This is a genomic window from Chitinophaga pinensis (assembly GCF_007896845.1).
GTDB lineage: Bacteria > Bacteroidota > Bacteroidia > Chitinophagales > Chitinophagaceae > Chitinophaga > Chitinophaga pinensis_C.
In genome coordinates this window covers 16,987-30,481 of sequence record NZ_VOHS01000010.1, presented here as the reverse complement: position 1 = coordinate 30,481, position 13,495 = coordinate 16,987, and the positions used below count along the sequence as shown (strand labels likewise).

Sequence of the window (13,495 nt, the reverse complement as noted above, 5' to 3'; positions counted from 1 at the left end):
ACTAACCACCCATTATCAATGGTATCCGTTGTTTTGTTGTAATGTTATCTTACCTCCATTCGTAGAAAGATCTATTTGTCTTTGTGGAATAGCAAAGTATTCATTCGTTCCTTTTATAAAGCTTGCGCCTTGTATGTCCAGCGTAGTAGCGCCTTCAAAAGCAAAGAATGCATTCATTGTCTGGTCGGCAATACCCCAGCGTACCAGATCAAAGAAACGATGACCTTCCATCGCCAGTTCCAGTTTTCGTTCGAAATAAATTGCTTTCAATGCATAGTCTTTTCCTTTAGCAGAGAAGGTGCCTGCAGGATAAGGTGACACTTTATAATTAGCAGCCGGTTTATCTGAAAAACCATCCATAGGTTCGCTGTCGTCTTCATACTTATACACCGCGCTTTCGGGTCTGGCGGCCCGCGCACGTACAATATTTACATAGCGTTCTGCGGCATCAGCATTACCTAGCTGGGCTTCACATTCTGCTGCCATCAGCAGTATATCTGCATATCTTATTACGTTATAGTTAATGGCATTACCGGGCGCCCAGCCACGCGGATCGTAGTACTCGTCCTGTGTTGCCTGCCAGTATACATTTTTCTTAGGAGAATAGTGGCCTGCGGTAGACGCTTCCCTGATCCATGTATCACCGGGATGTACCCCCCAGTCAAGATAAGGAATGCCTTGACGTCCGACAGTCCAGTCAAGCCGCGGATCAACTGTTTCTGTATTCACATTATGCGTATTATAACCATCCGGAATAGGTAATCCCTGCGCATCCGTGATATAAGAATTCACAAGATCCTGTGTGGGCTGAAAGAATCCGCAGCAACTGAAAGGCCCATTATAAGGATAGTTCAGCATCTGCCCCTGATTGGCATTGGCAGAAGTACCTGAGTTGTCATTGGCATCGTATTGAATGGCGAAAACAGATTCGGAAGTATTCTCTGTAGCGGCATCAAAGTTGTCTTCGAAGCGGTTTCTCAATGCATAACGATCGCCTTTTGATGTCACACCTGTTGTTGTGATCAGATCAAACAGAGGTTTTGCGTCATTGTACTTGTGTTCGTACATATACGTCTTTGCGAGATAGGATGCTGCGGCCCACTTGTTGGGTCTTCCCACTTCGCTTTGTGTCAATGCAAGATTGTCCATAGCGAATTTAAAATCGGCTTCGATGTCTGGCCAGATATCCTGATTGTTGGGTGTCTTCATGTCGGTGGTGGTTTCATCGATCCATGGCACCATGTTGAACAACTTTTTCAGATCGCTGTAATAATGTCCGCGTAAGAAATGTGCTTCAGCCGCTATTTCGGTCTTCTCATCTGCTGACATATCGGTGGCCTCCGGTAATAGCTTCAGCACCGTATTACAACGTGTGATACCTTCGTAATTCACCCGCCATTTGTCATTCAGAAAACTATTGGTTGCACCGGCACTGAAACGCGCCAGATCCAATGTAGGGGGAGAATCAAAGTGATCGCTGCCTTTGTGTGCATCACCACCACATACGCTGCCATAGATCCAGTTGTCAGGCGATACGGCATAACCACTGCCTCCTGAAAGATTGGTCATATCACCATCGGTGAAGTCTTGTCCGTCAAGTGCACCATAGGCGCCGACGAGTAATGCATTAATCCCTTTTTTATTAGCCACCAGCTCTTCTTTTAATGAGGAAGGTGGTACCCTGTCGAGGAATTTACTACAGGAAGAAAGGCTCAGGCTTATACCTGTAAAGAATACTATAGAGAGTGATTGATACAGTTTCATGGTTTTCAGATTTAACATCAGAAGGTAAGATTGAGACCGGCGAGGAACTGGCGTTGACTTGGGTAAGTGCCTTCATCAATACCGAAACTTCTTACATCGCTGCCGCCTATTTCCGGATCTATGCCACTGTATTTCGTAATGGTAAACAAGTTCGCAGCCTGCACATAGATGCGGAGTCTTTCAATATGTAATCTGCTGCCCAGTCCTGCAGGGAACGTGTAGCCCAGTTGGATGTTCTTACACCGCAGATATGCGCCGTTTTCCACATAATAAGAGTTAGGCACTGCATTGGTACTGAAAGAGCCTTCTCCTTCCTGTATCGGAGCCTTTGCATTCATGCGTTCGGGCAACCATGAATCATACAGCGCAGTTTTACTTTTAGCGCCATCAAAAGAAGACGCGAAGTCTGTCCACCATTTTACCTGATTCCAGATCTGATTGCCTTGTACGCCAAACAGGAACATACTGCAATCAAATTGTTTGTAGGTAAGCCCCAGATTGACACCATAAGATATCTTAGGATTGGGATTACCAAGGAAGGTGCGATCATCTGCATTGATCACACCATCATGGTTCAGATCTGCATAGCGGAAACGCCCCGGAGCAGCGTCTTCCTGAAAACTGGCGGAAGGATCGTTAGTAGCCGACTGCGCACCCTGATCAGCTTTATCTATATCACTCTGACTGTTCCAGAAACCAGCGATCTGATATCCGTAAAAACTGGAGATGGGTTGTCCGACTGCATTGCGGATAATGCTTTCACTGAAGTTGCGCGGCTGACTGTCAAAGTAATCTACACCCTGCGCTATTTTCACGATCCTGTTTTTGAAGGATGTAAAGGTTACAGTCGCATCAAACTTCAGATCTTTTGCAAGGTTGGCATGTGTGGAGAGGGAGATATCTACGCCTTTATTTTTCATGTTGGCAACATTGGAATAAGGCGCTGGTGCGGTTCCAAAGGTGCCGGGTAATTCACTGTTATATAATAGATCTTTGATGTTTTTCTGGTAATAGTCAGCCGATATTTCAATCGCACCACCAAGGATGGTTGCATCAAAACCGATATTGGTATTGATATCACTTTCCCATTTCGCATCCGGATTACCGATCTGAATCTGTTGGAAGCCCAGTACAATACTATTATTGGTACCAAGCAGATCATAGTAGGAAGTGTTTTTATTGCCACCATACAATGTGTAGGCGTTGCCCGGTGTGAGACTCAGCTGATTACCCATGATACCCCATCCGCCGCGTATTTTCAGGTCAGTCAGCCAGCTGATATCTTTCATAAATGATTCTTGTGAAATACGCCATCCTGCGCTGGCGGCAGGGAAGAGACCATAACGGTTATTCACGCCAAACTTGGAGGAACCATCGCGACGTAAGGTAGCGCTCAACAGGTATTTATCGCGGAAGCTGTAATCGATACGACCGATGAGTGATAATAATCCTGCGGAGTAACGGGAAGCAGCAATGACTTGTCCGCCGGCACCCGTACCATTATCTACATAATCGGGATCAAAGGAAAAGTAATCCTGTGTGGTACCGATCTGGCTGCGGGAGCGTTCATCATAAGCTTCTGTACCGGCAAGGATATTTAGTGTATGTACTTTATTGAAGGTATTATGATAGGTCAGTGTGTTTGTCCATGTCCAGTTGTGTGCGAAGTCGCTGGACTCTGTATAGGAGTTGACACCGGCATTTTCCTTGTTCTCGTACTGTGGATACGTGAAGTTATGTCTCCATCCTGAATTTACTTCACCACCGAAACTGGTATGGAAAGTAAAATGATCCAGAAAGTCGATATCTGCATAGATGTTACCAAACACTCTGTTTACCTGTCCGCGGTCATTTCTTGTACGATATTGCATGGCTACCGGGTTCATGGCATCACCGAGTCCAAGACCATTTGATCCACCGAAATTACCTTTGATATCATACACCGGAATGATAGGTTGTTCACGGAGAGCCATGCCTACTGCGCCACTGGCAGTAAGCAGGTCTACCGTTGGATTGTCTGTAACGGAGAAAGACAGGTTTTCGCCTATTCTGATATGTTTACTGAGGCTGAACTGGCTATTGGAACGGATGATATATCTTTTAAGATAGGTATTCATCAGCGTGCCTTGTTGATTGTAATAATTCAGGGAAAAGAGATAACTCCCTTTATCTGTACCACCGCTGACAGATAGGTTATGACTGGTCATGGAAGCCGGATTAAATATTTCGTGAAACCAGTCGGTACCTGCCTTGTTGGCTTTGGTGATATAGTAGAAGCTGTTGTAGTCGTCCTGATCGGTGTAGTTGGGATTGACATAATAGAGATCCGGATTTACACGTGGATCGCCTTCCATTAAACCGACAGGTTGTATATAATCCGGCAGACGCGGAGTAGCGCCGGTGCCGTATAGTGTATCGCTGAGCGGCTCACCTGTATTCTTATAACGCAGCCAGCGCAGATTGGCCATTTCCTGCGAATTGAGCGTATGCCATACGTTTCCGCCTTTAGGATACTGCCGGCCATAAAATGCATCGTATTTGATTTTTACTTTACCGTTGCCTTTCTTCGTAGTAATAATAATAACACCATTGGATGCACGGGAACCGTAGATCGATGCAGCACCTGCATCTTTTAATACCTGCATGGAAGAGACATCATTGGGATTGAGGTCATTGATACTTTGTGTCGGCACACCATCCACGACATAAAGTGGCGTATTGTTGTCAAAGGTATTCACACCACGGATACGCACTACGGGTTCCTGTCCCGGTTGACCGGAACCAATCACCGTCACACCGGATGCCTGCCCCTGTAACTGACTGGTGACCTGTCCGGATGGCTGTTTGGTCATTTCGCTGATATCAATGACCGTCACAGCACCTGTCAGGTCTTTTTTACGTTGTGCCGTATAACCTGTTACGATCACTTCATTGAGTGTGCTGGTATTTTCAGCAAGTGTGATATTGATTTCCTGTTGTGTGCCGATGGTGATTTCCTGCGACTGATAACCGACGAATGTTACTTCGAGTACCTCATTACCATTACCGGGGATATTGAGTGTATAGGTACCATCTGCAGCGGTAACGGCTCCGGTTGAAGTACCTTTAATGCGAACGGTCACGCCCGGTAGTGCAGCGCCTTTTGCATCTGTCACCTTACCACGTATGGGGCGTTGTGCGGTGGTGATGACTGGTGCGGGAGGGGCTTCCTTTGCTCTTATCACATAAAACTTCTCGCGCACTTTTTCGAAAGCAAGATTAAAGTGTGCCAACGCTTTTTCCAGTGCTTCTTCCGGTGACTTACAGGCAGCGACATCTACGCTTGCTTTCTGATCGGTGACCAGTTCGGTTTTATAGGCAATGGAGACGCCGAACTTTGTTTCCGTTTGCCGGAATAACTGTTTCAGGGGAACATCATCCTGCTGGGTATCGCTGGCGGCAGACAGATAAACTGTTGCTGTTACCGGCTTTTCAGCCAATGCCTGAGAGCATAGGGCGCCTGACGCAAGGGTATGCATCAGCAGCACACGTAAATGTTTTTTCATGTGCGATCTAATTTTGGTTAATAAAAATGTCGGGTATCAGTCTTTCTTCGTGGTTTATTTATCCTGTCGGAAAAAGCGTGTGTTAAAGGCTTTTTCAAATTGTATAAGCATTGTGTCTGCGTTATAACTAATGGGCATCGATCCTGAAATACTGTATCGCAGCGTCTTTTTGTCTTTAACTGTTATATGTCTGTCAAATACCTGTTGCATAAACTGTATGGCATCTGCTACGGTGTAGTCTTCCATGATCAGTTGTCCGCGGGTCCACGCAGCTGCTTTTTCCGCATCGGTTTTACTCTTTGTATATGCGCCATCTGTCTTATTGTAACGTAATGCCTCTCCCGGCCGCAGATATAGCTGTGTGGGTGTTTGTCCCTGTTGTTCTGTGATATTCAGTTTTACACTTCCTTCTTGTAATACTACTGCTATCTTATCCCCAACATTATTGACATTGAATTGTGTACCGAGTACTTCCACAGAGAGTTTATCATAGGTATGTACAATAAAGCGGCTGTTCTCCGCTGTATGTCTTACATGGAACCATGCTTCTCCATCCAGCCATACTTCACGTACACCGATATCTTTCTGTGTATATTGTAATTTCGAGGCCGCGTTGAGCCATACTTCCGAGCTGTCCGGCAGCAGGAAGTGTTTGTCTGCCCTGTCTGTGTGGCCATACTGGCCGTCACCGGGGCAAAGGCTGGTTGTTTTCTCATGAACCAGAACGCACCTGCTAAAAGGAGGATGGCAGCAGCAGCGGCGTATTTCCACGGGAAGCGCCGGCGGACATTGGCGGGCATTGTTGTTTCATTGTCGCTTTCTGCCGCAATACTATCCCAGATGTTGTCCCAGAGCGCTTCTTTTTCCGCCGGAGGCATGGCATAGTCACGGAACTGAATAGATTTTACCAATGTGATAGCGGCGGCTATGATGTCTTTTTTCTCCGGGTGTTCTTTCTGCCAGTTTTCCCAGTACCAGGTGTTTTTGACATCCGGACGCAGGACCCACTCCTGGAAGTATTCATCCAGCGCAAAGTCGCGTACAGTGTAGAGATGGTATTGGTTCAAAAGGGTGTTTTATTATAGAGAGACGGGGAGGAGGGGAATCTCATCGGTTTTGGGGAAATATTTTTGAAATAATTTTTAAAGGCAGGGAATCACAGGGTGGGTCATCTCCCCGGATATAGCAATAATACCAATACCGCCGGTGGCAGCATCTTCTTCAACATGCCTATCGCCTTTGAAATAATATTATACACTGAATCCACCTTCATAGACATCATGCCTGCTATTTCCTGATAAGACAGTTCATGGAAGAAGCGCAGATAAATCGCTTCCCGTTGTCTGCGAGGTAAAGCATTCAGCGCAGCATACAATTGTTTCAGCTGTTCCTGCTGACGTTCATCCTGTATGATCAGGTGTTCTTTACTGGGAATAAGTTCGAAATCTCCGGCGAGATCCGCTGCTGTGGAGAGCAATCGCCTGTTCTTCTCTAAAGTCCGTAATAAGCGTCGTCGAAGGCTGCTGAGCAGATAATACCGGATATTCTGGATCTGATCGGCAAGATGTTCTCTGGTCTGCCAGAGGTCGTGAAAGAGTTCCTGCATGGCATCTCTGACCAGTTCTACGTCTCCGCAGAAATGACAGCCATAATGATAAAGATGGTCTGCATGCTCCTGATAGATCAGGGCAAAAGCGTCACGGCTACCTTGCCGGAACTGGTTCCATACTTCCTCCTGTGGAGATACTGTTGGCGAAGCAGTGATGGTGGTTTTTACTGCTTTCATGCTGCTATTTTGGTTGATACGTTCCTCTTGCCTTATAAAAATAAGCATTTTGGAAGATAATAACCAGTGTTACCGGTAGAGGTTCCGGCAGAAACAGTAAAAAGGACGGATATCAGAGATTCCGGACGGGTAATCTTGATTTGATCACATAAACGATGACACCAGCAATGGTTACGGTCAGTCCGGCCAGCATCATATGCGGACCAGTTGAAATAAATATACAGGCCCAGATAAGGATCGCGAGGATCACGGGGATAGGGTAGAGCGGCATGTGCCATTTCAGAAAGCTCCGGCCGTTTCTTTTGCTGAGCAGGATCAGACCTATTGCCTGTGCAATGAACTGTATCATAATACGCATGGCGAGTATGGCGTCGATGACTTCCTTTATTTTGAACAGCAGACTGAATACAAATGCGACGCCACCCAGCACCAGCAGGGATACATGCGGAAAGTTCTTGGTGGGATGCAGACGTGCGAAAACGGAGAAGAAAGCTCCGTCTTTGGCCGCGGCGTAAGGAATACGGCTATAACCTAATGTAGCAGAGAAAACAGACGCAAATGCCACCCATAGTATTAATACAGTGCCTATTTTGGCGGCTGTACTGCCCATGAGGGCTTCTATGAATTCGCTTACTACAAAACTGCTTTGTTCTATCTGGTCTTGTGGCAACACGGAGGCGACACTGATATTCATACAAAGGTATAATACGGAGATGCCGGCAATGGAGATTAGCATACTACGTGGAATGTTCTTCTCCGGGCGGGTGATTTCACCACCCAGATGGCAGACATTATAGTATCCCAGATAACTATATACGGTTTTCACGCTGGCCATACCCAATGCCGTTGCAAAGGCATAATTGAGTTGCAGACCGTCATTTACATGTCTGATAGGCTCCATGAACTGACCATGCGCAATACCACCACCGATGATCCAGGCCATGGTAACCAGTACGCCCATCCAGAGAAATACGCTGATACGGCCGATGGTTTCTATTTTCCGGTAGAGCATGAAGACGATCAATAATACCATTCCCCACTGACGGCTTTGGTGCCCCAGACACCTAATGGAACAATATATCCTGCATAGTGGGCAAAGCCAATAGCAGCAGAAGCAATCACGAGGGGAGCCTGTATCATGGTCTGCCACACAAAGAGAAAGCTCATCAGCTTACCTGTCCGCGGACCAAACCCTTCTTTCAGGAAGTTATAGCTACCTCCCGCCATAGGGAAGGTTGCACCCAGTTCACTCCATACCATTGCATCAATAAAAGACAGCACCGCGCCCGCTACCCAGGCATAAAGAAAACCCGGTCCATGCATAGTGGTTGCCACTATGCTCAATACTATAAATGGGCCGATGCCCACCATATCTGTCATATTAATAGCAGTCGCCTGTAAAAGACTGATGCGCCGGGAAAGTTCTGGTTGCTTCATTTCTATAGTAAAAATAAATATTTTGTACTCGTATGACGAAATATTTATTGAAGAATGTCAATCTTTGGATAAAGACTCTGCAGGCAGGTATGCGCTGCTGTTATACCTGCGAGATGACGAACGGTGTTATCCCTGATATAGTGTCGCATCTGTAGGCCGTTCGCAGTAGTTAATAATTTTAACGTGTACCGGGAAGCCGGATGTATAATTTTACGTTTTAAATGAGGCCACCAGATACAGCAGATGATTTTTACTGTTCTCCTCCGCTGAAGGGGATGATACTGTTGCATTAAAGTTTATACCAACGCTATTGGAAGAAGCTTTACATCAGCGCGGGATCATACGTCAACAAACGATGTAAATAAAGAGGTCTGTCCTATTCCAAATACACAGATCGCAAATAATCCGAATCTGAGGCAGAATGATGGATATTAGAAGAGTGATGTTTTTTTAATAGCACGAATGTTTCGAAGAAAGGCCGCGCCATTTTTGACGCGGCCTTTTATTATCGCTGTACTTTGTATTTCATCCATACAACATCATCCCCGAGCTGTTCTACTTTCAGCAGTTTCAGATGCTTGTGAGGAATGCTTTCTGCGGATGTCAGACCCGTATCCGTAATGGTGGCCGTAGCAGTACCATCTGCAACCGGATAATAGAGTATGCTGAATTCATCGATCAGACCAGCCGCATGAAATGATCCGTTCACACCACCACCTCCTTCCAGCAGGAGCTTATTGATATTAAAATGCTGTTGCAGCTTTTGCAGAATAGCTGCCAGATCAACCTGCTCAGCACCTCCAAAGAGATAGGATATCTGTTTGGAGCGCAGATAACCAAGATATTCCGCTTCGACTTTTTCAGTCAGTACTACAATAAGCCGGTCCCCATCCAGATCATTGGAATCCCAGCCCAGTTTGCCGCCTGCGTCAAGCGCCACAACATAAGACTTTGCCTGTGTATCGGCAATATAGTCCGCTTTGTCCGCTACCTTTTCAAAACCGGATACGTCTGGTTTTTCAGTAGCAAAGTGTTGCTCCATGGTGACTCTTCCACAAAACCATGCATCCGCTTTTTCCTGTTTGCCGGTCTGTTCGTAATATTCCACTCCTTTAAAAGGTTTCCAGTTTTCTGTAATGATGCGTCCATCGATAGAGCAGAGCATATGACAAATAACGTATGGTTGCATATTCTTCAGTATTGTTGATCAATCAGTTTCTACAAAGATGATGCAAATTAGGGGCAGGCACTGATAAATACAAAGCAGTCAACTATAAAATCAGATAGCTGCAGCTTACTCAGCGGTTTTAAGCAGGTGTTTGACCGTTTTCTTACCGTTGATATCAAGTTGTATCAGGTAGACGCCTGTAGGCAGCTGACTGATATCAATTGCCTGTCCGGCATATATAACGCTTGCTGGTACTACCTGACGACCGACTGCATCAAAGATGCTCATCCTTGCCTGTTGTGCACTGAATTGGAACCGGATGCTGCTTTGTGCCGGGTTAGGATAAAGAAGGATATTTTTTCCCATAGTATGGGCATCTTTTCCCATAAGGGCCAGATTCGCAGCAGCAAGTGTAGCAGCAGTGGCATAGAGCTGATTCTTTGGGATGATCTCTTTAGCCTGATTCGGACCTGACCATGACAGTCTGCAATTGGCGCCGCCAAAGTCCTCAAAGTATTCTACTTAATATCGTATTGTTGCCCTGCTACAAGGTTGATCGTACCAGAGTATTCAATATCCCAGTCATTGAGCCATTTGTCGATGATCAGCTGATTATTGACCCAGAGGCGACGACCATTATCACTGGTCATATAAAAGGTGTAAGTGCCCGTATATCTCGGCTCTACTTTACCTGTCCATCTGATGCTGTAACTGTCATTGGTAATGCCCGTACTCGGCGCACCTTCTCCCCAGTCAAAATCGATGGTTTTATCAATACGGTTGAAGACGAAGGTCTCGAAGTTTTTGCCATTGTAATAGTTACCGCTGAGACCATTTCCATTACCGACAGTCGGTACTGACAATAGCTGCCATCTGGCACCCGTCTGACCATTACCGGTATGCTGTACCACTTTCGCTTCCGGTGCGGTGCTGTTATTTAAAGTAGTCAGTACTTGACCACTGCGTACAGAGATGAATTTATAATAGCCGCTATCAGCTGCTACTGCAATAAACTGCTGATTGCTGGCTTCCTGTGCCGTCCATTGCCAGAGACTTACATCGTCGTCCGTGCTGGATTGTGGAATATCAAGACATTTCGCGCTATGATAAGCTGTGATAGTATAACGTCCGTCTCCGAGGTGTTTCAGTGTAAAGGTCTGGTTAGCGGCATTGGTGCCATGCCACAATTGTATAGCGACTCCATCGCCTGTACCTCCTAAGCCGCCACGTACATCAAGGAATAAATTACTGGCTGCGTTTCTGATGGTATAAGAACCGGCAAGACCAGTGTTACCATTAGCCAGTACTTTGACAGAGCTGGCTTTCTCATCCCAGTTACTGCCCAGCGCAGGACTGCTGGCCGTCAGTACAATGGAATCACCTGCAAAGTTCTCGTGTTCGAAGAGCACTACTTTGTAACCTTCTGCTACTTTGATGGACGATATCTCATCATTCTGTACACCTTTCAATTGCAGTCCGGCCAGTTTGTAGGCGCCGATAGGTAAGCCGGTGTGAAAGCCGCCGTATTGAGCATGTTCATATACGGTTACCGGACCGTTGCTGGTATCTGGTCTGCTGTATAGCTGTGCTTTGGGAATCGCCTGCCGCATCTGCGACGTACTGGACCATTGCAGGTGGCAGAATGCATCACCATTACCTTCGCCATACTCTAATTCAATATTGTATTTTTGTCCTGCTGTCAGGTTGATCGTTCCTGTACGGGTGTAAGCACCTTGTGTCTCGTAATCGTTGATCAGGGTTTGTCCGTTGACCGTCAGTTTTACACCATCATCTGAATAAACATGGAAGGTATAAGGTTCAGAATACAATGCTTGTACCTGTCCGGACCATTTTACAGAGAACTGATTAACGCCCAGCTGTGCCTGATCAGGAGAACCGGTACCCCAGTCGAAATCCACATTTCCATCTGTCTGTGTATACTTGAGCACATCTTTATGATAGCCTGCATAGTATTCCGCTTTCAATCCGTTACCTGTACCCACAGGCAGGTTTCTGAGGTTTTTACGGATAAGCCATACAAATTCATCGGGTGCTACCACGCGCACATTAGGACCAAGGCGATTGATACAGTCCTGTACATCATCCACATCTCTTGACCAGATATGTACTGATACCAGACTATAACCATCAGCGGAGTTAATGTTGGTAGAAGCCTGATTCAGCTGATTGGCAAGTGACTGAGGAGAAGATAAAGTGCCCCAGAGAGTATATCTGCCACCAATAGAAGGTTTGTCATTGTACCAGTCTATCTGTCCGTGACGACCGGTATAGTTTGCACCATAACTGTAGTAAATAATGCGTCGATATTATCCTGTTTAAGATAAGAAGAAGGATCATTGTCGCTGTCGTCAGCATCGATGATATTGACAATACGGAGGTCTGCTTTTTTCATATAGCTGTTCAGCAGTTTAGATTCCGTTTCAAGGTCAGCATCCGGCATACGACCGGGAAAGAAATAACTCTTTCCGGAGGGGCCGGCAATGAGTACGTTTCTGCCATCTGGTGTAGTGAGACAGTTATCTACATACTTTTCATAAACCGTTGGCGCCAGTTCTGCAAGGGAAGGGGAGATCGTCCATCCCAGATTGACATGTGCACGGGCGGGGTTATTCCAGTTGTTGATATTGTCGTGGGAGCCCAGCAACCATTGTACGTTGTCACCATCAGTGATTACGAAGCAGACGGTGTGTACACCTGTTTTTACTTCGAATGGTTTGACAGGTTCTTTCTGTTTGAAGACTTTCGTCTTTGCCGGGATGTTACTGAGCGTAGACAGGTTGGCTGCCCAGTCAGAAGGAATGATGGACATAGATTTCAGGGAAAGCTGTTCTACGGTGCCATATTCTTCCGGTCCCCAGCCGAAGAAGGTAGCTCCCTTGTTCATGCGATTATACGCGCTGGTAGCGATAGTACCGGAAGGAGAGCTGTCCCAGAACTGGAAAGCTTTTGTAAAGGCGCTGTAATCACCCATAAATGATACGCGGTCATCTGAGCTTTGCTGATAGGTGGCTATCTGTTTACTAAACAGGGTGCCATAGTTAGCGAGTGCCCATGCCTCATCTCTGGCTCTGGCATCCAGTAACCTTGTGAGTCCGGCGTTAATAGCTGTCTGCTCAATATCCGCAGGAATAGCTACCGCATTCATCACACCTGCGAGAGAAATGGCCACATTGGTGGAGCGGTCTTTCTGATTACAGAGAATGTAGCCGGAAAGTCTGTTGGCGAAGAAACCAAGTAATCCGGGGAAGTTGTTGTAATAAGAATCATTGACTTTAACACCTGCTTTCTCTATCAGAGCACGATGGCCTGAAAGATCGCGCAGGATAGCGGGCTTCGTTTGTGCAGTCACACCCTGAAGGGTTTGCAGTGCGACCCGTTCGGATACGGAATAGTTCTCAGAAGTGAGAAATACACTGTCGGGTACAGCAGATAACGGATAGGGGCTGCCGGGTACACGTAGTGTCTGTGCCTGTGAAAATAACACGGGCAGGCATACGACAAGTAGCGTGTAAAGGATTTTCTTTTTCATGATGGAATTAATTTGGGTTTTGCTTTTGCTTACATGAGTACTGAACGTGAAATAACCTGAACTTGTAGTGGAATGGGTAGAGATAGTTTTCAGCTATTGCGAGCTACGGGGCGGGTTTGCACACACTAATATAATAAGGAGTCTGTGCATTTCATAGCAGGGTATAAAAGTTTTTATACAACTAATAAGATGGGGGAACAGGTAAAAGGCGCTGCCTGAGTAGCAACGCCTTTTTAGTTGTGTCC

The 13,495-nt window shown here is 46.2% G+C and carries 9 protein-coding genes and 1 pseudogene; all 10 read right to left on the bottom strand.

Annotated elements, in window-relative coordinates; all coding sequences use genetic code 11:
- Positions 1–15: 15 nt before the first annotated feature.
- Positions 16–1,764, bottom strand: coding sequence for a RagB/SusD family nutrient uptake outer membrane protein (locus FEF09_RS12235; protein ID WP_261387447.1), 1,749 nt, complete (start codon positions 1,762–1,764; stop codon positions 16–18).
- Between the two features lie 17 nt (positions 1,765–1,781).
- Complete coding sequence (locus tag FEF09_RS12230; RefSeq protein ID WP_146305374.1) at positions 1,782–5,309, bottom strand: SusC/RagA family TonB-linked outer membrane protein; 3,528 nt, start codon at positions 5,307–5,309, stop codon at positions 1,782–1,784.
- 54 nt (positions 5,310–5,363) lie between these two features.
- Positions 5,364–5,951 (bottom strand): FecR family protein, encoded by a 588-nt coding sequence (locus tag FEF09_RS12225; protein ID WP_261387462.1) that lies wholly within the window; start codon positions 5,949–5,951, stop codon positions 5,364–5,366.
- Positions 5,840–6,376: a hypothetical protein gene (locus FEF09_RS32940; protein WP_261387446.1), complete on the bottom strand. Its 537-nt coding sequence runs from the start codon at positions 6,374–6,376 to the stop codon at positions 5,840–5,842. The genes FEF09_RS12225 and FEF09_RS32940 overlap by 112 nt, the downstream gene beginning before the upstream one ends.
- 101 nt (positions 6,377–6,477) lie before the next feature.
- Complete coding sequence (locus FEF09_RS12220) at positions 6,478–7,095, bottom strand: RNA polymerase sigma factor (RefSeq protein WP_186774312.1); 618 nt, start codon at positions 7,093–7,095, stop codon at positions 6,478–6,480.
- Positions 7,096–7,207: 112 nt separating this feature from the next.
- Positions 7,208–8,128 carry an APC family permease gene (locus tag FEF09_RS12215; protein ID WP_261387445.1) on the bottom strand — a complete coding sequence of 307 codons (921 nt, stop codon included), beginning with the start codon at positions 8,126–8,128 and terminating at the stop codon, positions 7,208–7,210.
- Positions 8,116–8,532: an amino acid permease gene (locus FEF09_RS32935; RefSeq protein WP_261387444.1), complete on the bottom strand. Its 417-nt coding sequence runs from the start codon at positions 8,530–8,532 to the stop codon at positions 8,116–8,118. Before FEF09_RS32935 ends, FEF09_RS12215 begins: the two co-directional genes overlap by 13 nt.
- Positions 8,533–9,037: 505 nt before the next feature.
- Positions 9,038–9,721, bottom strand: coding sequence for a RibD family protein (locus FEF09_RS12205; protein WP_146305371.1), 684 nt, complete (start codon positions 9,719–9,721; stop codon positions 9,038–9,040).
- A 105-nt stretch (positions 9,722–9,826) separates the two neighbouring features.
- A complete protein-coding gene (locus FEF09_RS12200) occupies positions 9,827–10,066 on the bottom strand; it encodes a T9SS type A sorting domain-containing protein (RefSeq protein ID WP_186774311.1) in 240 nt (79 codons plus the stop codon).
- 155 nt (positions 10,067–10,221) lie between these two features.
- Positions 10,222–12,923 (bottom strand): annotated as a pseudogene (locus FEF09_RS34750) (hypothetical protein); the annotation flags it as partial.
- Positions 12,924–13,495 lie beyond the last annotated feature (572 nt).

Coding starts and splice junctions, on each gene's coding strand:
- FEF09_RS12220 (WP_186774312.1), bottom strand. CDS start 7,095: ATGAAAGCAGTAAAAACCACCATCACTGCTTCGCCAACAGTATCTCCA.
- FEF09_RS32935 (WP_261387444.1), bottom strand. CDS start 8,532: ATGAAGCAACCAGAACTTTCCCGGCGCATCAGTCTTTTACAGGCGACT.
- FEF09_RS12235 (WP_261387447.1), bottom strand. CDS start 1,764: ATGAAACTGTATCAATCACTCTCTATAGTATTCTTTACAGGTATAAGC.
- FEF09_RS12215 (WP_261387445.1), bottom strand. CDS start 8,128: ATGGTATTATTGATCGTCTTCATGCTCTACCGGAAAATAGAAACCATC.
- FEF09_RS12200 (WP_186774311.1), bottom strand. CDS start 10,066: ATGGGAAAAAATATCCTTCTTTATCCTAACCCGGCACAAAGCAGCATC.
- FEF09_RS12205 (WP_146305371.1), bottom strand. CDS start 9,721: ATGCAACCATACGTTATTTGTCATATGCTCTGCTCTATCGATGGACGC.
- FEF09_RS12230 (WP_146305374.1), bottom strand. CDS start 5,309: ATGAAAAAACATTTACGTGTGCTGCTGATGCATACCCTTGCGTCAGGC.